At 44.1% G+C, this 22,232-nt stretch carries 14 protein-coding genes; 9 read left to right on the top strand and 5 right to left on the bottom strand.

The genetic code is table 11. The features are described from left to right. Positions 1 to 36 precede the first annotated feature (36 nt). The 3 genes from QUB70_RS19580 to QUB70_RS19570 form a co-directional block, all read right to left on the bottom strand. Positions 37 to 7,155 carry a sigma-70 family RNA polymerase sigma factor gene (locus tag QUB70_RS19580; protein ID WP_332982873.1) on the bottom strand — a complete coding sequence of 2,373 codons (7,119 nt, stop codon included), beginning with the start codon at positions 7,153 to 7,155 and terminating at the stop codon, positions 37 to 39. Next, the gene (locus QUB70_RS19575) at positions 7,152 to 10,451 is read right to left on the bottom strand and encodes a helicase-related protein (protein WP_332982872.1); all 3,300 of its coding nucleotides are present in this window, start codon (positions 10,449 to 10,451) and stop codon (positions 7,152 to 7,154) included. Before QUB70_RS19575 ends, QUB70_RS19580 begins: the two co-directional genes overlap by 4 nt. Before the next feature lie 105 nt (positions 10,452 to 10,556). Beyond that, entirely contained in the window at positions 10,557 to 12,209 is a 1,653-nt protein-coding gene (locus QUB70_RS19570; RefSeq protein ID WP_332982871.1) for an ABC1 kinase family protein, read from the bottom strand. Positions 12,210 to 12,502: 293 nt separating this feature from the next. On the opposite strand from QUB70_RS19570, the gene QUB70_RS19565 reads away from it, so the two are divergent. Beyond that, positions 12,503 to 13,672: an AAA family ATPase gene (locus tag QUB70_RS19565; protein ID WP_332982870.1), complete on the top strand. Its 1,170-nt coding sequence runs from the start codon at positions 12,503 to 12,505 to the stop codon at positions 13,670 to 13,672. A 1-nt stretch (position 13,673) separates the two neighbouring features. Next, positions 13,674 to 14,384 (top strand): hypothetical protein, encoded by a 711-nt coding sequence (locus QUB70_RS19560; protein WP_332966070.1) that lies wholly within the window; start codon positions 13,674 to 13,676, stop codon positions 14,382 to 14,384. 121 nt (positions 14,385 to 14,505) lie between these two features. On the opposite strand, the gene QUB70_RS19555 is transcribed toward QUB70_RS19560, so the two are convergent. Both QUB70_RS19555 and QUB70_RS19550 read right to left on the bottom strand, forming a co-directional pair. Next, positions 14,506 to 15,567 carry a mannose-1-phosphate guanylyltransferase gene (locus tag QUB70_RS19555; protein WP_332982869.1) on the bottom strand — a complete coding sequence of 354 codons (1,062 nt, stop codon included), beginning with the start codon at positions 15,565 to 15,567 and terminating at the stop codon, positions 14,506 to 14,508. Between the two features lie 333 nt (positions 15,568 to 15,900). After that, the gene (locus tag QUB70_RS19550) at positions 15,901 to 16,515 is read right to left on the bottom strand and encodes a thylakoid membrane photosystem I accumulation factor (protein WP_332982867.1); all 615 of its coding nucleotides are present in this window, start codon (positions 16,513 to 16,515) and stop codon (positions 15,901 to 15,903) included. A 274-nt stretch (positions 16,516 to 16,789) separates the two neighbouring features. On the opposite strand from QUB70_RS19550, the gene QUB70_RS19545 reads away from it, so the two are divergent. The 7 genes from QUB70_RS19545 to QUB70_RS19515 all read left to right on the top strand — a co-directional run bounded on the left by QUB70_RS19545 (position 16,790) and on the right by QUB70_RS19515 (position 22,116). Then, positions 16,790 to 17,692 carry an undecaprenyl-diphosphate phosphatase gene (locus QUB70_RS19545; RefSeq protein WP_332982866.1) on the top strand — a complete coding sequence of 301 codons (903 nt, stop codon included), beginning with the start codon at positions 16,790 to 16,792 and terminating at the stop codon, positions 17,690 to 17,692. A gap of 562 nt (positions 17,693 to 18,254) precedes the next feature. Further along, positions 18,255 to 19,820, top strand: coding sequence for an APC family permease (locus QUB70_RS19540; protein ID WP_332982865.1), 1,566 nt, complete (start codon positions 18,255 to 18,257; stop codon positions 19,818 to 19,820). 13 nt (positions 19,821 to 19,833) lie between these two features. After that, complete coding sequence (locus QUB70_RS19535) at positions 19,834 to 20,235, top strand: P-II family nitrogen regulator (RefSeq protein ID WP_332982864.1); 402 nt, start codon at positions 19,834 to 19,836, stop codon at positions 20,233 to 20,235. Beyond that, entirely contained in the window at positions 20,232 to 20,555 is a 324-nt protein-coding gene (locus tag QUB70_RS19530) for a YnfA family protein (RefSeq protein ID WP_332982863.1), read from the top strand. Before QUB70_RS19535 ends, QUB70_RS19530 begins: the two co-directional genes overlap by 4 nt. A gap of 211 nt (positions 20,556 to 20,766) precedes the next feature. Then, a complete protein-coding gene (locus QUB70_RS19525; protein ID WP_332982861.1) occupies positions 20,767 to 21,285 on the top strand; it encodes a hypothetical protein in 519 nt (172 codons plus the stop codon). A gap of 32 nt (positions 21,286 to 21,317) precedes the next feature. Continuing rightward, positions 21,318 to 21,869 (top strand): adenylate kinase, encoded by a 552-nt coding sequence (locus tag QUB70_RS19520; protein WP_332982859.1) that lies wholly within the window; start codon positions 21,318 to 21,320, stop codon positions 21,867 to 21,869. A gap of 88 nt (positions 21,870 to 21,957) precedes the next feature. Further along, positions 21,958 to 22,116 carry a hypothetical protein gene (locus tag QUB70_RS19515; RefSeq protein WP_332982857.1) on the top strand — a complete coding sequence of 53 codons (159 nt, stop codon included), beginning with the start codon at positions 21,958 to 21,960 and terminating at the stop codon, positions 22,114 to 22,116. Positions 22,117 to 22,232 lie beyond the last annotated feature (116 nt).

Raw genomic sequence — 22,232 nt, 5'->3', positions numbered from 1 at the left:
TTATTTTTATTTGGCGATTTTACTGGCTTTTTCATTTTAACCCTTTTTTGGCATACTCGCCAAAGTGAGATGCACCCCTGCCAAAGTTCTCATCACCAGTTTTCTTTGAGGTTCGCAACCGTCAAAGCCCATTGAATTAATTAGTTTGTCAGATTTATTAAATTGATGCTTCAGTTCCCCCAAGGAATCTTGCCAGCGATGCGGATTAAGTTGGGAAAATTGATAGAATTCTTGCAGCAGGTTTGACCAATTCCCTGTCACTTCCGTAATCTTCTTTCTAACTTCTAGTTCGGCGGGCAAATTAGCATCTTCCAACCAATGTCGCAGTGCGGCATCGTGCCAAGGTTTGAGACTGAAATATCTCAGTTCCTTAAAAGAATCAAAACTTGTGGAATTACGCTCGACTAACTGCCAAGCCTTCTGAGGATCGGTGACAAAAACAAGCTGGATAAACGAGTCTTCCTTCTTCAATCTTTTGATTTTCTTAATTGCCTCATCAACCCAATCCTTACTCCAATGAGTGGTGGCTGACACAACAGCGATCGTCGTGGATTTTTTCGGGCGACGGGTACTAATTTCTGTTAAACGCTGGCTAAAATCAGCTCTGTCTGAGAGGTTTTCTAAATAGTGGAATGGGGAAATTTTCTTACTAAATGCTGCTTCCATAAAAACTCTCAAATCGTCAATTCCTGCGGCTTGGCAGCCAAATATAATAGAGACACCGTACTCCCGGCGCAGCAGCTCAGATTCCTGTTGAACAGTTAAAGGACTGCGCCGGGAATCAGCTTTATTTTTCACAATAAGAGGAGACCGAAAAGTAGCAGGTTCGTATTCAGGTGCAGTTTTGCGATCCCTGAGAAGTTCTGCTTCAATTTCGGGCTGCGTACCCATCAGCAAGGCTAAATTAGAACTTCTCAGAGTGAAGCAACCTGCATCGGTTTCCCGTAAAACTCCTAATCCGACCATTTCTTCTAGTAAAGCAAGGATCTCGTCTTCCGATGACCTTCCCGCGAATCCTTCAGACCACCAATACAAGACTTGCTCGCGAATCCAAGATACCGAAAACCCATTCTCCATACCTGTTTCATTCTCCAGAGAGCCATCAGCAATCGAGTAAGCAATTACTTCGTAGCGCTTATCGAGTCCCAGTGTCAACTTAAAGCGATCGCGAATCTCTTTGCGAAGGTCTTGACTTTGATAAGCTTCTTCTACATGGCGAGAAGTAATCACATAAGGCGGACTAATTTTCGCATCAAAAGTAGGGATATCTGGGTTAGTGATGTGCTTGAGTAACTGCTCGCAATAAAGTTGAATCAAGATCGGATAATAGTTGGTCTGCCAAAGAATGCGCGGAATTAAATCTGGCGATTCAAAACGATAGCCAAGACTAGCCAGCGGACGTTCTACCAAAGCTGTTGCCGATCGCATTTCACCATTATTCAGTAGAGGTCCAATGCAGATTGGGCTGCCAAAGTGAGCCAGCGGGTGGTTTGCTTGTCTAGTGGTTCTCATAACGTTGTGTAATCCGGCAAAGACCACCTTAAAACGTCGGTTAGTTTCCGTCATTAATTTTCGGAGTTCATCGCAGCGGGAGAAATCCTCCTTACCATCAGCTTCAAGGAAATTATCTGCCTCATCCAACAACAGTAAAAAGCGCCGCTGGTTGTCCAATTCCAGCCAACTTTTAATCCGCTGCAAGCTTTTTTTGCGGACGGAATTGCGCGGGTTGGGACTGGGAATTTCCAATTTGTCCAATTCTTCGTTTAATCGATCCCAAATCTCATCTAAATGTTGCTCGCGTCCAATTTTTTGAATATCCAGCCATAGGGCGTTCCTTCCATTGTCGATTGCGTGAAAAGTCCGGTGTACATACTTAAGCAAAACCGTTTTACCTAACTGCCGACCTCCATAAATTAAACAAGAACCAAGAGGATCGATTATGGATTCTCCTTCTCGTACTCGCCCGTAAAACATCTCAGGCGGAACTACTCCTGCTGCGATTTTATACGGTTCTAAGAAAGTAAAGGGTAAGGTACAGTCAAACAATACAGGTAGACGTGTTTTTTGTTCTCCGCAAAGGTAGAGCATCAGCACATCATCTATCACAATGAAAGTGCTCCGACGCTGCCGGCACAAATCAGCCAAATCTCGGCGTTTCTTTACGGTCATTCGCCCAAAATGAAAGACGAATACTGGTCCTCCCAGAGCAGTTTCTCCAACGGCATTGAGGAGATCCTGTTCGTTCGGTCTATCCCATACGCAAAGAATGCGGTAATGACCATTCGCGGCTGAACCATAGGCAGACACAGGACAGCGATTTTGGTCAAATATCGGCTCAGCATTAACGTCAATCCAGGTATTTTGTCCTGATTTTTTAAATGTAAGAGATGTTATGTTAAAACCGAGGTTGCTTAGAATTTGGCGAGCATCTTTCTCTGTGATTTCTTGCTTCCTTCCCTTGGCTGCAAACCAAGCGTCTAGCATATCAGCGGCTTTTTTAGCTTGAGATCCTTGCGGTATCTGGATTTTTGCGATACTTTTCCCTTTGGAAATGTTGGGAATTAGGTCTTGCTTTTTTTGTCGATCGCGATCGCACTCCTCAAGCACTTTTTCGATCGCAGCATACTTATGCTCAAAGAAGTCTTTAAAAGCATCTCTCTTTTCTTCTGGTTCAGGAAGCGATCGCCCCTTTTTCAGCATATCTATATATTCCTCAGCCGTCAGGATATCGCCTTGCTCCAAGACACTGCGAATTCTGGTACGATCGGCATCTGCTATACCTGTTTGCTGAAGACTATTTAATTGCTCCGACACTCGATCGATCTGTTCCTGGCGCTTGGCGCTAATTGCTTCACCGATCGCGCGAAGCAGCTCAATCTTTTCGGAAAACAGCCTGGTTGTTTCCAGAGCATTTTTAATGCTTTCAATCTGTGCCGCATAAGCAGTTCTATCTGTTTCTCTTAACAAACCGAAAGCTACGGCATTTTCGAGCTGTTTGCTAGTAGTCTCGACCTGCTCTTGCAAAATTACTTGGCACTCTTCTATCCGATTATTGCGTTCGTCCTTTAGCTGAGCGAGGTCTAATGTTGGTTCGGGGTTGTGTTCTAGGTATTCGATGATTTGCGCCGTAGCTTCGTGATTTCCGACCGCTTTTGAACTACAGACATAACTGTGCATATCGAATGCTTTTTGCCAATCCCAAATATCATTTTTTACCAACTCCAAAATTCCATCTATACCCGCTTCAGGATTAGCCAGATCCAGTTCCCCGGCATCGTTGATAGGCATAGACGGCATTCTTAACAGATCCGCGTGCAGGATATGTCTTGGGTAAGGTTCTGCGGTTGGCAATTCGGTATCTGGATCGAAGATATTGCCGATGTCTTCCACAGCTTTTCGGCAACAGGCAATACCAGCTAAAATAAACACTGGAGGTTTTGTCGCCTCAAAGGTATCCAATTCTTGGAGAACAGTATCTTGAAGATTCTCAATATCTTGTTTTAACTGTTTGGCTTCTTTCTGAAGATAATTTTCGCTTTCAGCTAAGCGCGATTCCTGAATTTCAATCCACTTTCCCACCAAATCAACAGGTTCACGAACGCGATCGCGAAACTGAATCACGGCTTTCCCCATCATGGCGTCACTGCGACTGCGGCGAATTTTACGATCGGTCTTCTCAACTTCAGAGTCTATCTGGGATTCGTCAGACAATCGATTGACTTTCTGCTTGAGTGCTGAAAGTTTACTCAAATCGCTTTCAAGTACAGGAAATAGTAAAGAGTGAATCAGTTCGTCCGGCTTCAACCAATCCTGCCAAACCTTCTTCGCCGGCGGGTAAATCATATCTTTTTTCTGTGCTTGAGACCACCAAGTTTCGATTTTTTGATGCAGATCGTCTAAAGATTTTTGTATGTCAGCCTGGTCTTGAGCTTTCTTGATGGCTGTGATATCCAGCGCCCGCTGCCGATCGCCGTGTTTGGCGATAATTTGGCAATAATCGTACAGTTTTGCAAGTCCAGCTTTACCGAAGTGAAGCTGCTGGAGAAGGTGCTTCGCACCAGTATTTGGCGCTAGTAAAGACGGCCGCAGTGCTGCTGCTGCCAAGAGCAAGCTTGCAGCTTGATTCCATTCACTTTTGTCGGGTAATGAATAGCTGGCGGTGTAACTGGTGAAGTCATCTTTAAGCAGATTTGCAAGTTTTCCATATCCTACGTCATAGCGCAGGTTTTGTCCTAGCAATACTGCTCGAATTAACTGCGGTGGCAGGTGCGGTTCAAAGTTGGAGTATTGTTTTTCAAAGCAGCGAGCTAAATGAAATGCAAGGCTGAGTTTTTGTTCAAAAATCAGCCGCCAAACTAAGTCGCGCAAAACTGCTGGACGTTCTCGATCGGTGCCGTCCAAGATGGATTGAGCGATTTTTTGAGCGGTATCATTGGGCGAGGAGCTGTAGAGAGATTGTTTTTCTTCTCTTTTTTTATTCCCCTGCTTGTCAACTTCTTTCCCTTGTTGCTTTTCAGAATTGGGCTGATTTATCTGAATTGCGGTTGGCGGTTCTGTTGGTGGAATATCTGGGATATTTTCAGGGGTTGGCTGCGCGATCGCCTTCTCTGTCGATACCACATTCAACTCTGCTGCGGGTGGTTCTTCGACAATAGGAACTGTTTCATAGTTCGTAACATTAACTAAGGAAGTTTTGTCTAGGTTTGTGTTAGTATAAGCCGGAGGTAAATCTGGGACTTGTTTCGCCTGAATAATGAGTTTTCCTCTCCCTGCTGCCCTCGCCAGAGTTTTTCCAAATGATGCTGTTACCGCATCCTCTAAGGAATCTAAACGTTCGTCATCTGCTTCTTCCCATTCTGCAATTAGTGTTAGCAGTTTGCAGAATGGATGATTGCCATCAGCCAATAGTTGGGTGTCGGGATGCAAGTCAGACTCGTGGGATTCGGAAATGGCGCGTTGAAGTTCGCGGGCTTTTTCCTGACATTCCAGCAATGACTGAAAATTGCTCTCTACTCGATGGGCGATCGCTAAAATTCGTTCCAGAACCCTCAAAGCAGAGTCGCGGACAAGAGCGATCGCACTTTTTTGCTTCTCGGCAAAATCAACACGCTCAAGTACAGACTTGATATCTGCTAAAGAACCAATTTCCTCAGCCTTCAGCATTGGCGATACTGCCAAATATTCAGCCATTTCTAGCGCCTTGTCGCGAAGCTGAATAAAGTTTTTACCGGAATCGTCAAGTTCTTGAATCAGCTTTTGACATATAGGTATACCAGGGTAAAGCAACTTTCCACTCGCCTCTGACAGCCGTGCTTCCAGTTGGGAAAAAACATCTTCTAGTGCGGTGAGTTGTTTGAGTAAGTCTGCTGAATTGTGTTCCATCGGTTTAATCACTCCATTCAAGTTATTTTCTCTCAGTTCGGCAATGTGGAAATTATGCTCATTCAAATTTGCATAATTCAGATTTTTTTCACTTCCCTCGGCACTCGACAGATAAGTCTCAGCCAATATTGTTTGTTGTATATTTGATTCTTCTATGAAATTGTTAGAAGGAATTAATGGTTCGGTCATATTAGCTATCTCAACTATTTTATCACCTACAGGCTCTTGCAAGAAAGTGTCGCAATGGCTGCGAGACAAGTTTTCTGAAATGTTGAACAGTCTGGGCTGCATCGGTTGGGCGATCAATCTTTTTGTGTGAGTTTGGTCAATTGCTGTCGGGCGAATATAATCTTCTAGCAATGTGCTGCGACGCTGCGATCGCAACTTTTTCAAAGCCTCACCCTCAATTTGCCGAATCCGTTCGCGGGTAAGATCAAATATATTGCCGATTTCCTGTAGACTTTTCTCACAGCCGTCATCCAAGCCGAATCGCATCCGCATAACCTCACGTTCGCGCGAACTGAGGGTGTTTAAAACTCTTTCTATGTCTCGCAGCCTGTTAATGTTGAAAATGTAATCTTCTGGTGTTTCCCCATCGAATTCAATCAACTCTCCCAATGTACAATCTTCGTCCTCACCCATTGGAGTATCTAAGGAAATGATCGGTTTATCCGATTGAATAACCAAGGGCAACTTTTCAGTGATTTTGCCCCACAAGTGAACAGGTAGTCGGATGGTACGAGAATGGTTGTAAATCGCCCGCGTAATTTCCTGACGAATCCACCAATATGCGTAGGTGGAAAACCTGTTGCCCTTCGTGCAATCAAACTTTTCTACCGCCCTGATTAAACCGAGATTTCCCTCCTGAATCAAGTCTAAGAAATCCAGCCCTCTATTTTGATATTTTTTAGCAATTGAGACTACCAGCCGCAAGTTAGACTCTACCATTTCGTCTTTCGCTTTTCGGCTGCTCGCTAATTTTAACTCAGCAATCTTACGAGCTAGTTCAATCTCTTCGTAAGCTTTAAGTAGGGGAAATCGACGAATTTCTTGCAGGTAAACGCGAAGCGAATCGGACGGTATACGCTCTTTTTTAAATTTGATGCTGTCAGGAAGAGTTTTATGCCAAGCTTCATGAAATTCGTCAAAGTTGCTAAAGCCGTGATTCTCATGCAACTCTGTCAAAAAAATATTGAAGAGCATTTTTAAATGAGAGTTGGTCGGACTGGCGAATGGGATATCTTTAATATGTTTGACTTTTCCTAATACATCTTCACATTCATTGCTTTTGTGTTGGCGACGGTTGATCATGGATAAAGTGAGAGTTTCTCCATGCTGAAAAAGAACGATCGCCGGCATCGGTAAAATTTTATTAATCTCGCGGACAATCCCGTCAAGTTGTTCGATAGTGTACGCACTCCTCCGCAGTGCGATCGCGAAAAACAAGTAGGAAGTAAAAAAGGCACTCTTACCACTGCTAGTATCAAATTCGACAAGCTGGTCATTATCTGCAATTTCTGTCCCGGTAAATTGGAAGAGAAAATCAACCGATAGCCATTCCTTTAAGAGAGCTTTTTGAAAGTTTAGCTTTTGATCTCTGTCAAATTCTGCAATAAAATTATCCGAACTATTAGGTTCGAGCGCATAAATTATATCACTTCGGTAGCCAAGAGTAAAGAACAAATTACGGGCGTTATCGGCAAGTTTTCCCTTGGCAAAACTACTTAAAGCTTGATTGATAGATGCTTTGGCTTGTTGTTCGCTGACGCTCATTTAATCACCAGCCAGGTAATCAGTTCAAAATCCGTTGTTGCTTTAACCTGATGCGCTTGCTCAACCAATACTGCACGGCGGCTAGACAGCAGGTGGCCGATGCTCCGCTTCTTGTAAATATCTGCAATTGAATCAACCGCCCGCTTCAGCAAGTCGTTATACAAATTCATATCAAATCCGTTATTAGTTTGTCGATCGAACAAATTGCACAACTCTTCATAGGGAACAGTACACCCCGCACACAGCAACTGGTATATTTCAAGTATTTGTTTGGGTTGAGCAAAAGTTAATCGCACTTCCTTATTTTCTCGGACGTAAACTAAAAAGTATGGTTGCAGCGGGTTGACGGTTTTATTATCAAGACAATCGCCTTTCTGTTTGAGGCAAAAAATTACGCCGGGAGCAATTATCGGGTACTCCGAGTTAGTTGGAACTACTGCATAGAGTCCTAAAGGGGCATCTTGCAGTAGTTTGCGGTTGCTCTCAATGTATTTGGCTAGTTCCATTCGGAAATCATCGAGAGTGAATTCCGTTAGGGCTACACTCTCGGTGAAATCTTCGAGATCCAGCACCTCATCTTTCAATCGCAGCAACTGCTTGTCGCGGTATTTCAAATCACTCTCAATCAGTTCTTGAATCTCCTTTGCCTCCAGCAGGTTATCTTCAAATGTACCAGCCATGTCCGCTAAAGCCATCCGTGCTTCTACTCGATTTTTCAGATTGATGTATTGATCCAAAATCTCTGTCGGCCAAAAATTAATTAATTGTACCGTGTGGTTGGGGCTGCCAATGCGATCGCACCTACCGAACCGCTGGATAATTCGGACTGGGTTCCAGTGTATGTCGTAGTTAATCAGATAATCACAATCTTGTAAATTTTGCCCTTCTGAAATACAATCTGTGGCAATTAATAAATCAATCTCGCAGTCTTGCTGCATAGATGGAATTTGGGCGCGTTTCTTGGCAAAAGGCGAAAAATTTGTCAAGATGTGATTGAACTCGTTTTTGCCAAAGGTAGTCTTATTTGCCGCCGATCCCCCAGTGACCAAAGCTAAGTTAATTTTCAATTCTACTCTTGCCCATTCCCGCAATCCTTCGTAGAGATAGACTGCCGTATCTGCAAACGCAGTAAAGACTAAAACCTTGCGATTTGGTTGGCCATGCTTGTTAGTTGTAGGATGCTTAACTTTCTCGGCAATTAGTTCTTTTAACTCAGCCAGCTTGGCATCGCGTTCAACAGAAATGCTTTGGGCAGAATTGTAAATTTTTTTAAGCTGTTCCTTGTCGCGTTTCAGGTCTTTTAACCAGGTTTCGACATCGAGGTGCGCCATTTTAACTTTTAGCTTGCCAACCTCCCACGCCGCTCGTAAATCCTCGTCTTCTTCTGCCTCGAACTCTAAATCCTTGAAATCAATTTCCGCGTTTTCGTCTTGCCAATTCCTGAAGGATTCGAGTCGTTTTTGTAACTCGGATATTTTGTCAATAGTCCGCTGCATTGTGATAGCGAAGGAATTCACCGAGCTTTCCAGGCGTTTCAAAAAATTAACCTTTATCATGCCGATTAGAGAGCGTTCCCGATCGCTCTGTTTGAAGTTTTGCACTCTTTTATTTTCATAAGCCGAACGGTATGGCGGCAGGACATACTTTGAAGGGTTGAATAGCGAGAGTTGATATTTAGAAATTTCGCTGTTAAGCTGTTCGTAGGACATGAACTCACCCTTTAGGTCAATCTCAGGAAATACGGAGATGGGTTTGAGCCGTTCTGGAAAGCCGCCTAATTGGGCGATCACATCTTTATAGTATTTTTGGATGTGCTTGCGCGATCGTGCGATCGTCAATTCGTCAAGCAGTTTGAAAAAAGCAGAACTTAGTTCTTCCAGCAGTTCGCTAGTTTTGCGTTCCCTACTTTTCTTCGCCCACTTGGTAAATTTCCCTTGAGCATCAGCTAGTGTATCGCGCAGACTGGCAATTCCCAGCGATTCCCTAAACGCACCGTCGCCACCTTCTGTGATAAAATAAAGTTGATTCCGCAAATCCTTTAAATCATTGTTAACCGGAGTTGCTGATAAAAGTAGCACCTGAGTTTTGACACCGCTCTTGATAATATCATCCATCAACCTTTCGTAACGGCTCTTTCTAATTAGATTGCCAGATTCGTCCCGTTTACTCTTGATGTTGTTGCGGAAATTGTGGGATTCGTCAATAACTACCAAGTCATAGTTACCCCAATTAATCGTTTCTAAATTAATGTCCCCAGACCAACCGGAATCGCGACTCAAGTCGGTGTGAGATAGGACTGTATAGCTAAAGCGGTCTTTAACCAAAGGATTGAGATCGCTATTGTTCTGTGCTAGATATACAGTCCAATTCTCGCGGAGTTTTTTGGGACACAGAACCAAAACTTTTTCATTGCGAAGTTCAAAATATTTAATAACCGCTAGAGCTTCAAATGTTTTACCTAAACCAACACTGTCAGCAATAATACACCCGTTATATCGTCGGATTTTATTGATTGCTGCCTTAACTCCGTCTTTTTGAAATTCAAAGAGACATTTCCAGATTTCTGTATCAAATAGGTGTAGCTGTTCGCTGAGGAAATCGCTTTTTTCTAGGTCATCTAGAAAAGTCTCGAAGATATGAAACAGAGTTTTGTAGTAGATAAACTCAGGAGTATTATTCTGGTAAAGTTGCTCTAGGTACAGCAGCACATCTTGTTTGACATCTTCGATGAGTTCGGCATCATTCCAGAGTTCATGAAACCAGGCTTTAAGGTCGCCCGTATCGCGTTTACTATCTACTTCTAGATTGAGTTCAATGTTGTTATACTTCGTACCTAATCCCAGTCCCCGCACGGTAAAATTAGAACTGCCCATAATAGCATTTTCGCTTCCGTTATGAGCAATGTGATACATTTTGCCGTGCAGTAAATTAGATTGCTTTACCGACCGTATCTGTACTTTTTTTTCAATCCATTCTGCACATTCTTTCGCAACCCGCTTTTGCTCCAACCGATTCTGTAGCTGCAAGCCCTCATCCTCAATTTGGAAAGCCTTTTTATCAGTTTTACTGGGGTCAAGGGACTTGATGAAGCGCGGTTCGCCAAACAGAAATTTCAAGCTTTTAATACTTAGAAGTTGTTCCTTCAAAGCATCAAAAGCATAAATTGTAAAGTAAGCAGAAACAATTGATAAGGTTGAGTTTTCCTCAACCTTGGCTTTCAAAAAATCGCCCACAGTGCCGCGGTGGCGGTTGTCTCTAATTGCAGAATTTGGGAAAGAAGCATCATGCTGTGACATAGCCTACCTTTATGCGCTTGTTGCACTAGGCTATATTCTACATCTTCCACCATTTTCAAGAACAGGCAAGATGCCTGTTCCACAACACATAATGATCTTGTACCATTATCCCCGCAAACGCCCGGAGCGCATAATGCTAATAATTAACCAAAAACCCAAAAAACTCGCCGCCCCAAACAAACCGTTGCTCAGAAAAGATAGCTGAGCAGTTTGTGCGTTAGAAGAAATAATTGCCGCCCCCACAATCAGCGAACCCACAACAATACTAAAAGAAAGTCTGTTGGCAGAATCCCCCAGAGTGCGGCGCAGCGGGTCGAGTTCTTTTAGCGTCAAGTTCCACTTCAAGGTTTCCGAAGTAACCCGGTCTAAAAGCACTTCCACCTGTCGCGGAGATTGCAAAGATAAGCTTTTCAGATCCAGGGCTGTTCTCAGCAGAGCTTGGATCGGATCGTCTCCTAATAACTGACGCCGAAACATATCGGTCATCAGCGGTTTCACCTGTTCTACAATATTGAATCGGGGATTAAAAGAACGCGCCAGTCCTTCCAAATTAGCTAGAGTTTTTGCATACAAACCGAGATTGCTTGGCAGTCGAATTTTATTGCGCCTGGTGATTTCTAGCACCTCATAAAATATTTCCGACAAGTTCATTTGCGACAAGCTGACATTGTAATACTTTCGCAGCATTCGAGCCAAATCGTTCTCCAGAACAGCTAAACTTTTAGGCTGAGCAAATTCGGCCATTTCCAATGTTAATTGAGCGCAGCGCTGAGCATCTAAATCGACAATTGCCAGCAACATTTCTGTCAAATTTTGCTGAGTGCGCGGGTCTAATCTGCCGACCATGCCGCAGTCGAGCAGGGCTATCCGACCGTCTTTGAGATAAAATAAGTTGCCGGGATGCGGGTCTGCGTGAAAGAATCCGTCGATATACAACTGCTGGAAGAAAACGCGGCAAAGTAGGGTTGTAATTTCTTCGCGTTCGGCATTTATATCTCCTTTGTGGCGAATTCCTTGCAAATCGCCTAACAAAATCGGTACTCCGTTCAGCCACTCCATTACTAAGAGTTTTTTTGTAGTCAACTCCCAGTTAATTTCTGGCAAGACAACTTGTGTGGGGTCAAACCATTTACTTTTAGATAAATTGCGGCGCAGTTCGTCTGTGTAGCTGGCTTCTTGAATGAAGTCTAATTCTGCGCGCAGGGCGATCGCAAATTCTTCGGCTAGGGCGACAATATCGTATTGTTGACCGAAGTCTGTGAGCATGACAAGTTCTGCCAAACCTCGGAGTACGGCGATGTCTTGTTCGATGACAATATCGATACCGGGGCGCTGAACTTTGAGGGCGACTTCGCGGCCGTCTTTTAAGGTGGCTTTGTGGGTTTGGGCGATCGAACCTGCGGCGATCGCCTGAGTGTTAAATTTGGCGAAGGTATCTTCGAGAGATTGTTTGAGTTCTTTGCGGACGATAAATTCTACTTCCGACCACGGTACGGGCGGTACTTCCGCTTGTAGGGTGGAGAGGGTTTCGATGTAGGCGGCCGGCAAAAGGTCGGGACGGGTACTCAGCAATTGTCCCAATTTGACAAAAACTGGGCCTAATTCGACGAGGATGTTGCGGAGAACTGCTGGAGTTGGGAGACTGGGTGCGTCGGTTTTGCGGCCGGTTAGGAGGCTTTTCATGTAGTCCCAACCGTTGCGGAAGACGACTTCTAGGATTTCTCCTTTGCGAGAAGTGTTTTGAACTAGGCTGAACACGTGGCCTCCGGGTCGATCGGGTTTAAGGGCAATATAACTCTAGGATAGCGCTGTTAACCAAGCTGACGAGTGTCTTGGGGAATAACTTGGGGGAATGGGCGCGAGAGTTTTGGGGCGTGGGGGCGATTCGCTACGGGATAGCTGCGCTGCACGGACTTTTGCTATTACTGCTGATGGTAATATAGACTTTATGGTCTAGATTTTTCTGAATGGTTTGTTATCCAAAAGCATCGATCGGGGTTTAATCTAGTTGACACTTAATTAATTTGTTCTACTACAAATTACATTTACCTATGACTATTGAACTTGTATCAGCTAACATAAAAAACTTTAGGAGCTTAGGCGATCTTACGTTAAATTTTAAAAATTTAACGATTCTAGTGGGATGTAACTCTAGCGGAAAGTCTAACTCTCTACAGGCATTATCGATTCTCAGTCAGATGGTAACAGTTGGTTCTCCCCCCCCTGTGGAGTTTATGCAAAGATTCTTGAGATTTGGGGTAAATCAAGATATTACTTTTTCTATTACTGTCAAACAAGCTAAGAAAACAGCCGAGTATACTGTATCTATGTCTCTACAAGAAGGAAAATTTTTTTATTCGCGCGAGCAACTTTTGATAAGTAAGCATAAAGTAATAGAATCAAAAAATGGCGAGGGTACAGTGCGAGATGAAAAAGGAAGAAATTCTCAGAGATATCAATCTAAAGCTGGCAACTTAGCCTTAAAGTCTGCCGGTGATTTTGGAGACAGACCATTTACGGCTAAACTTGCAGAATTTATCATAAATTGGGACTTCTACGATTTAGATCCTAAGTCGATGAGAGGTAGTCCTATGTTTGTAATTGGCGACAATATTGTAATGAACAGAGAAAATATTCCCAGTCTGGGTAGCACAGGTAGGGAAATTCAAGATGTTTTACAATACTGGGCTGAGAACGATCGAGAAAAGTTTGAATTAGTTAGTCAAGAACTTAATGATTGTCTGGGTATAAGCTTAAAGTTAGTGGACGAAGAAGGAGAGAAAATAATTAAAGTATTGGAAAAAGGTAGTTTAGAGATTCCTTTGTCCAATATGTCAGATGGCACTCTCCGAATTATGGCTTATTATGTGTTACTTCATCAAGATCAGCTACCTACACTGATTGGGATTGAAGAACCTGAACGCAATCTTCATCCAGGACTGCTAAGAGAGGTTGCATCTGTAGTAAAAAGACTGTCTCAAAAAACACAGGTAATTATTACCACTCATAGTTCCCAGTTACTTGATTGTTTCAATTTGGATGAAATAAACTCAGATGTTTCTGTACTACTTCTAAGCAAAACAGATGACGTTGGAACACAAGCTTTTCCCGTAGATGAGTTAGGGAAGTGTCGGGATGATTTATCTGAATGGATGAGAGACTTTGGAGTAGGTAGTGCAATTTATCACAGTCATCTACTACAAGGAATTTTAGAACAATAGTATGAGTAATATTCTTATCTGGGCTCCAGAGTCAGATTTTGATAGTAAAACTGTTTGCTGTATAGCTAAGAAGATTGTTAAATACTATGACTCCAATATAACTGTTTTGGATAGTTCTAAAATAGCTTTTAATCAAGCTATTAAAAAAACAGGAGGTGATGGTCTAAAAAAGGCAGTTGATATTTATCTTATAAACAACGAAATAGTGATATTTTTACTTGATGCAGATGGTGTACAATCTCAAGCTCAACGATTGCAAGAACCTAATTCTCTAATTAATAGAATCAATAGAGTTGTAGCACAATCTCAAGGGAAATGTTTGTTAATACTTATACGTCAAGAATTAGAAGCTTGGCTATTAGTTGACTGTCTTGGCATTTGTTGCTACTTTACAAAAAATCTCGGAACTAGAACCGATCCGAAATGGGAAAAGTTTGCTAATAAATATCAAAAAGGTCAAACAAATTTGATAGTTGAAGCTGAATCTGGAGGGAAAAATGCTAAGGAGTATTTAGTCAATTTTTCTAAAGATATTGTCAAAAAGATAAATTCTCAACTGAAAGATAAAGATTTAAAAAAACAGCAATATTCTGAGAATGAGTCAGATAAAGTTGCCGAGAAACTAGAGATTACCGATCAAACGATCGCCCGAAATAACTCATTAAGTGAATTTGCTCAACATTTTAAGAAGAAAGTAGATTCTAATGAATAAGTGGGCTTTTAATTTGGTTCCGTCCAGAGGTTGGTAGTAAGAACTTTATTCCTAGGGTTCTTGTTGGATAAGAAAGGACTTCAGTCCTTACTACGCACCTGTTTTTTTAGTGATACGCCCTTTATAACAAATCTTTCAATTTCTCATCTTCTCCCAACACTTTAATCACCTGTTTAATCTCCTGCGTCCTGTCTTTTTTCACAATTAAGGTCACATTCCCATCTCTGACAACTACCACATCTTCTAAACCAATTGTGACAATCACTTCATTGTCATCCGCTGCATAGAAAATGCTTTCCTTGGTATCAATTCCGACGTGTTTTGCTAATTCGACATTTGGCTTGTCTCCTTGCAGCAAACGACCGATCGCATTCCAATCACCCAAATCGTCCCAACTAAAGCCTACGGGCAAAACACAGGCTTTTTGCGTCTTCTCCATCAAAGCGTAATCAATGCTTATTTTCGGCAATTCGGAGTAAGCAGCCGCACCTTTCGCTTCCAAAGCTGCCATCATTTCCGGTACATGATTTCGCAATTCTGTCAAGACAGTTCCGACGCGAAAGACAAAAATTCCACCGTTCCAGCTAAACTTGCCGCTGGCTACAAATTCTTCAGCAGTTGTGCGATCGGGCTTTTCGGTAAACCTAGCCACCCGGTACGCCGGAAAACCGCCAAAACTGCCAATTTCCTCGCCTTGTTCGATGTAGCCGTAACCCGTAGAAGCATAACTCGGTTTTACTCCCAAAGTGGCGATCGCATCCTGATTTCTCGCCAAATCCGCCGCCGCCTCCAAAGTCTTGACAAACTCCTCCGGTTCCCCAATCCAGTGATCCGCCGGGAAAAAACCAACCACCGCATCTTCACCGTAACGCTTCGCAGTTTCGATCGCAGTCCAAGCCACCGCCGGCGCAGTATCCCGGCCCTCCGGTTCCGCCAGCAAGTTCTCAGGAGGTAGCAGCGGCAACTGTTCGCCAACTCCCGCAGCCAACATTTCCGACGTTACCACCCACAAATCGTCCCAACCGTTACCTAATGTTAATAGTCTTTCCGCAGTAGCTTGCAGCAAACTCTTGCCGCTACCGTCGAGACTCAAAAACTGCTTGGGCCGCTGCTTGCGACTCAGCGGCCAAAAACGTTCGCCTTTACCGCCGGCCAGAATCACAGGAATTAAGGTTCTACTCATTGTTTAAAGTTTAAATAGTTCACGTCCATTTTGCCTTGATACCCGAGATGGGGTTTGTAAAGAATTACTGAGGAAGAATGACGGTTGACTGTTGACTGTTGACTGTATCACCCTAAATGTAGGGTGCGCATTGCGCACCTTACCCAATATAAGACAAAAAAACTATGGTTAAGGAATCATTGAAAATTGCTATAGCGACTAGCAATTAGCCATTATAGCTTTTATCAAAAAGATGAGGTATGACTGACAGCTTATATAACCACTAAACTAAGAGGGCCCAAGCCCAACTACGTACCTCATCTTTCTGAGAACCGCTATACCTATTACTTCGACTTACTTCGACAATTCGACGTTAAGTTCGTTCACGACACGGCGTTTGAGCGGGAGCGATTTTTCTCTGGGCAGCAAGTCAAATACTTTCCGAAAAGCATCATCTACCTTTTCAAACGGTATTTGTCCTTTCTCGTTAAAAACTACTTTTCCCGATTGGTCGAGAATCACAGTTTGAGGTACGAAACCTTCGTAATAATGGCTCGGTTCGGTGAGTTTCGGTGACGGTTGCGGAGGCAAAGAGTCAATTGTTACGGGCATAAAATCGGCTTCGCGCCCGTAAAATTCCTGGAGTTGAGAGACGACGATCGCGTATTGCTTGGAGTCGCTGCTGTCGTCAGTATAAAACACTAACAATACGGGTTTATTGCGTTTGAAAGAATCGGTAATCTTGACTTTAGGAGGAACTAGGGAACCGTTGCCGGCGTATAGGGCATAGATAGTGCCGTCGAAGCGATCGTCGGTGAGAGTTGCGAAGGCTGGTGGCGTGCCGGTTAGCAGTATCAAGCTAAGTGCGATCGCCACCGTTAAAAGACTGGCCCCCAAGATTCGCCGCCACAAGCGTCCGCCTGAAGCAGCAGCAGTAATAAGGGAATTTTGGTACTCAGAAAATATCATAGGTTGTTGGCAGTTGCTGTAAGGAAAGCGAAAAAGCGTGCAAAAACTTTCCTAAGTTTATCAGCAAAATGTATGCAAATGTTGTTGAGTAGGTTAAAGTAGTCTCGGATCGATTATGATAATTTGCTTTTAGTGGCGATCGACAGTAAGCACTATGGGTAGGGACACGGCACTGCCCCGTCCCTACAAATATCCCGTACAATCCACCGGATTTGATATCAACCGATCGCTGGTGACTGACAGCTAGAAACTGACAATTAGGAACTGACAACAAATGATATTTTTGCTTGACGCACTCCTCGCCCAAACGCCCGCTGCTGATGTTTCCGGGCCTGCTCAAATCAATCTGGTGCAGGCGATTGTTTTAGGAATTGTACAAGGATTAACAGAGTTTTTGCCCATCAGCAGCAGCGCTCATTTGAAGGTAGTGCCGATCGCTCTAGGATGGGGCGATCCGGGGGTTGCTTATACTGCTGTAATTCAGTTAGGCAGTATTGTGGCAGTGCTTTGGTATTTCTGGAAAGACTTGACAACTATAACTTTGGGTGCTGTAGATGCCGTGGTGCGGCGCGACTACAAATCGCAAGAGTTTCAAATAGCGCTGGGAATTGTTTTGGGAACAATACCTATAGTCTTTTTTGGGCTGCTAATCAAGGCATTGGTTCCAGATTTTGACAAGTCGCCGCTGAGAAGTTTGGGTGCGATCGCCATTGCTTCGATCGTCATGTCGCTGCTGTTAGCAATAGCAGAAAAAACTGGCAAGCGCCATCGCACTTATGAAAAGTTAACTGTTCAAGACGGTATTTTGATGGGATTAGCTGAAGCAATTGCATTGATTCCGGGGTGTTCGCGATCGGGTTCTACCCTAACAGCAGGATTGTTCATGGGATTGGAAAGACCTGCGGCCGCGCGGTTTTCTTTTTTATTGGGAATTCCGGCAATTACTCTGGCTGGATTAGTGGAATTGAAGGGTGCTTTGGGAGAAGGAATCGGCGATGCTGGACTTGCAGCTTTGATAGTGGGAACGATTTCGGCGTTTGTATTTTCTTATTTGTCGATCGCGTGGCTGATGAAGTTCCTGCAAACTCAGAATACGTGGATTTTTGTGTGGTATCGGCTGGCTTTTGGCGTGGCAATTTTAACGGCGATCGCAGGTGGAGCACTGAAAAATATCTAAAACAAAACTGACTTGAACCGGCATTATTTAGGGTGCGCCTGGCGCACCTTATACTACTGAATAATTGAACAATTAAAGAATTGGGCTAACTGATGCCATTAAACAAATTTTTGCTTTCAGGACTGTAAAAAATCGGCTCTCGGTATAATTAAAAACTAGAACACTCAATTATAAAATATAACTGAACGAAAGTTTATAGCCTTTCTCAATTAAGTGAGGTGGGCGAGCTTTTTCCCGCTCGGAATGCAAGTCCCTTTCATATTTTGAAAGGTATCTGCTACCGGGTGCGTTTATCTGTGTTTATCTGCCCCGATATGCGGTTTCTTTATCAATCAAAAATGTATGCAATAAGTCTACCGATTACCAACGGCTACAACTCGCAGAATCGCGGGAAATTCGATGGTGCAAAATTAATAATTCCTCTAATCCCTACAGAACAAAGCTTATAGCTGAATTAAACGGGACTTTTAGGGAGCTCTTGTATTCGGCGATACGGATTTATAGAGTATTCGCCCTTATATAAGGGGCTATATGCAAATTATGACGGATTTAACAGATTCAAATGACCCAGTCTAATGGAGAACTCAAGCCTACCCTGGGATTGGTAGGAATTACGATTAATGCGATGGCGCTGATTGCACCGGGCGCTTTTCTGTGGACGACTTACCAACTGCAAGCCCCGCCGGATTCGGCTAAAAATATGTGGGCCGCGATCGCCCTTGCAACTTGCATAGCCCTACTAACCGCAAGCTGTTATGCAACGCTTTCTAAAGCTTACCCCGAAGCTGGTGCGGGCAGTTCCTACTACTATGCCGAAGCAGCAATCTTAGCAAAAGAGGAGCACAAACACTTTCGTTTGGCCCGTTTGGCAAAGTTTGTCACCGGCTGGGCCGCGCACTTGTATTACTGGGTGTACCCCGGCATTATGATTAGCTTTATGGGAACGCTTGTCGTTTACATCGGGCAGTTGTTTAACCCGGATTTTGCAGCGGATTGGTTCAGCAAAGCCTTAATTTGCTTTGTCTTTACTGGGCTGGTGGGCTTTATTGCCCTCCAGGGCGTTACCGGTTCTACGCTGATTAATATCATCATCAACATTGTGCAAATTAGCTCTCTAACCTTCCTGGGATTGTTGATGATTGTGTACCGATTGGGTCATCCGAATGTGAATTACGAACACGCAAATGCCCTTAGCGTTGTGGTTCCTCACGATTTATCGGGATTGATTTACCAAGCGACGATAGCCATTCTTTTACTGGTCGGATTTGAATCGGCAACAGCGATGGCTGGCGAGGCTATTAATCCCCAGCGCGATATTCCTCGGGGCGTGATTCTATCTTTATTTATTCAGGCTTGTATCTGCTATTTTTTTGAGTATTTTGCCGCTAATTTTTTCATCGGAGACCAATACACTGCAACTGTTGACGGTAAAACTGTAACGGGTTTTGCCGCAGCATTGTCGTCGGGTGCGCCGATCGGCGATATCGCGAAAATTTTGGGAGATACGCTGCTGTTTGGCAACGGATTTTTGCTGCAAATTACGATCGCCAGCACAGTTGTCATGGCATTGATCGGGACAGCGCTATCGTCGCTGTCAACGGGTGTTCGGATCAGTTACGCGATGGGGAGCGATCGCGAATTGCCAGCCGTATTCGGCTTTTTACACGGGCGCTACAACACGCCTCACATCGGGATTTACTTTCTGAGTGGACTCTCGGCTTTGATCGGCGCTTATGCGGTGCAGAGTGTTGATAACGTCACCATCGTCACGTTAGTTTCTAATATCGGCACGTTTATGCTCTACGGGATTACCTGCGGCGTGACGTTAGTTGCTACTCTCGATCATTTGCTAGATGAAGAACATAACCCAATCAAAACAATTGTAATTCCCTTGTTGGGTTTAGTCGCGAATTTATTCATGGTTGGCGGGATTTTCTACTACGGTTTGACTGGAGTGGGTAATGCCAAGACAAATTCTCTAACTGCGATCGGCATTGCGATCGCCTTCTTTGTGGGAGGATTTGCTTACCTGATTGGAGACAGTTTAATCAAAGGCAAACCCCTGTTTTTGCCCTCGGATATTGATCGTCCCATGCGCGATGGTGTCCCTTCTTCTAAATCTCGATAGGTACTTAAAATCTATGCAATTAGTTATTGCGATTATCCAGCCTGGTAAATTGGATTCCGTCAAGGAAGCTTTAGTTAAACTGGGCATTCAGGGAATGACTGTCACCGGTGCGAAGGGATTCGGGCGGCAAAAAGGGAGACCCCTGGCTTTTTTGGGGCTCTTAGATATGGAGGGCAAACCTTTTACGGTTGACTTTCTGCCCAAAGTCCGAATTGAAATTGTCGTCAATGACGATATCGTCGATGCGGTTGTCGATACGATTGTGGCAGCGGCAAAAACAGGAACAGTTGGAGATGGTAAATTGTTTGTGATTCCGGTAAGCCGCACAGTTCGCATTCGCACGGGGGAAGAAAACGAAGCTGCTTTGACAATTGAAGAACCTGCTACGCTGAGCGATTCCCGGAAAAAGAAATGATTCAATCTTTGTGGCTTTTTTTTGGGGCTGGAGTGTGCGAAATTGGCGGTGGCTATTTGTTTTGGCTGTGGTTGCGCGAAGGCAAAAGCCCTTGGTTAGGCGTAATTGGCACTGTTATTTTGGCGGTTTACGCGGTGATTCCCACGCTGCAACCGGCTACTTTTGGACGGGCGTATGCTGCTTACGGCGGTGTTTTCGTTGTGCTGTCGATTCTGTGGGGCTGGATTGTCGATCGAATTGCTCCTGATAAGTACGATTTGCTGGGAGGATGGATTGCTTTGCTGGGCGTTTTGGTGATTATGTACGCACCTCGCCGTTAGCATCACTCCACTCGGCGGTTGAAACCGCTCCTTGTCAAACGATGTCCGTGCGAAGCGGACTAAGAAAGCGCGATCGCGGGTTGAACTTCCCCGCGATCGCTTTTTTGTCAGCAAAAGCTGACACTCAGGTAGTTTCACCCTTGCTATTTCAAAAAATATGTAAAATAGTAGTGAAAGATACAGAAACCAATCAAGTAATTCTAATCCGACAATGTTTAATACGATTTTGACCCAGCAGCGACAAGTCCTCGGAACGTTTCCCAACCGTGAAGCCGCAGGAGAAGCCCTCGATTGTCTAGTATTTTCGGGCTTTCCATTAGCGCAGGTGTTCTTGCTCGGGCAAGGCTCTCAGGAACGCGAAAATTCTCTAAACCTTCCCTCCAACTCGTTTGGAGCGATCGCAGGCACTGCAACTGGACTGAAGAAAGGAATGTTTCTGGGCAATTTGCTCGGCGGTGCTACCGGGCTGATATTGGGCGCGGGACTCCTGGCGCTTCCGGGTGTGGGTCAAGTGATGCTGTCGGGGGCGATCGGTTTTACCCTGTTGAGCGGCGGAATTTGCACGGCTGCGGGGGGATTAATGGGGGCTTTAATTGGATTGGGGCTGACTTCGGAGCAAGCTAAAGCCTATCAGCAGCAGATTTCTCGGGGCAGTGTTTTATTAATCGTAGAAGGCAGCGGGCAAGAGGTCGATCGCGCTAAATATTTGCTCGCAAAGTCGATCGGCTAAACTTAAACTCGAACTCGGGCGAAGGAGTAGCTATGAAAAAAGTAGCAGTATTTGGCAACACTGGAGGCGGTAAATCAACTCTCAGCAAGAGATTATCGGACATCACTGGATTGCCGCTTCACATCTTAGACAAGATTCAATATCGATCGGGCGGCGCTGAGGTTCCACATGAAGACTACAAACGCGCCCATCAGGAAATTTTGCAGGCTGACAGATGGATTATTGACGGGTTTGGTTGCATGGAAACCCTCTGGCTGCGACTTGATGAGGCGGATACTCTGGTTTTTGTCGATCTACCGCTATACGTGCATTTCTGGTGGGTGACTAAACGAATGATCTCGGGTTATTTTAAACCGCCCGAAGGCTGGCCGGAAAACAGCCCAATATTAAAGAGTTCGATTACCAGTTACCGCGTGCTTTGGTTGTGTGACAAATATTTGAGCCCAAAATATCGCGAATATATCGATCGGGCGCGAAGTACCAAAAGTGTTTATCACATCATATCGACCCAACAGATTTCGCAATTTTTTGAGTTTATTGAAAATGAGAATGAGACCAAGATTAAAGATGGTGAACTGATATAATCAACTTAATGACTCAGTTACGGTTCACATTAATACAATTAATTTATGGAAGCCACACTGGAAGCTAAGTTGTGATGCCGATCGAGAGATGGCTGCAACAAACCGCCAAGCCGTAGAAAAAATTGCGGGCGATGATCGCACGTTAATGTTTGTCTATCATTTTCCGTATCCGGGAATTGGACATTGGCGCGCGCGCGATCGGGGTGGATATGATTGGCAACCTGTCAACTGGCAGTTTGAGAGTTAATCCGAACCGTAGCCAGCATCGATCGAACTTGAGTTCGATCGAACTTCACTTAAATTCTACTCATTTGCAGTCAACTGTGGTAAAATGCGGTCATTATTATGTATTTACCCTAGATA

It is taken from the genome of Microcoleus sp. A003_D6 (assembly GCF_036702825.1).
Classification (GTDB): Bacteria; Cyanobacteriota; Cyanobacteriia; order Cyanobacteriales; family Microcoleaceae; genus Microcoleus.
This window is presented reverse-complemented; position numbering and strand designations above follow the sequence as displayed.

Coding starts and splice junctions, on each gene's coding strand:
- QUB70_RS19525 (WP_332982861.1), top strand. CDS start 20,767: ATGTTTAATACGATTTTGACCCAGCAGCGACAAGTCCTCGGAACGTTT.
- QUB70_RS19560 (WP_332966070.1), top strand. CDS start 13,674: ATGAGTAATATTCTTATCTGGGCTCCAGAGTCAGATTTTGATAGTAAA.
- QUB70_RS19565 (WP_332982870.1), top strand. CDS start 12,503: ATGACTATTGAACTTGTATCAGCTAACATAAAAAACTTTAGGAGCTTA.
- QUB70_RS19530 (WP_332982863.1), top strand. CDS start 20,232: ATGATTCAATCTTTGTGGCTTTTTTTTGGGGCTGGAGTGTGCGAAATT.
- QUB70_RS19540 (WP_332982865.1), top strand. CDS start 18,255: ATGACCCAGTCTAATGGAGAACTCAAGCCTACCCTGGGATTGGTAGGA.
- QUB70_RS19520 (WP_332982859.1), top strand. CDS start 21,318: ATGAAAAAAGTAGCAGTATTTGGCAACACTGGAGGCGGTAAATCAACT.
- QUB70_RS19580 (WP_332982873.1), bottom strand. CDS start 7,155: ATGAGCGTCAGCGAACAACAAGCCAAAGCATCTATCAATCAAGCTTTA.
- QUB70_RS19545 (WP_332982866.1), top strand. CDS start 16,790: ATGATATTTTTGCTTGACGCACTCCTCGCCCAAACGCCCGCTGCTGAT.
- QUB70_RS19555 (WP_332982869.1), bottom strand. CDS start 15,567: ATGAGTAGAACCTTAATTCCTGTGATTCTGGCCGGCGGTAAAGGCGAA.
- QUB70_RS19515 (WP_332982857.1), top strand. CDS start 21,958: ATGGCTGCAACAAACCGCCAAGCCGTAGAAAAAATTGCGGGCGATGAT.
- QUB70_RS19535 (WP_332982864.1), top strand. CDS start 19,834: ATGCAATTAGTTATTGCGATTATCCAGCCTGGTAAATTGGATTCCGTC.
- QUB70_RS19550 (WP_332982867.1), bottom strand. CDS start 16,515: ATGATATTTTCTGAGTACCAAAATTCCCTTATTACTGCTGCTGCTTCA.
- QUB70_RS19575 (WP_332982872.1), bottom strand. CDS start 10,451: ATGTCACAGCATGATGCTTCTTTCCCAAATTCTGCAATTAGAGACAAC.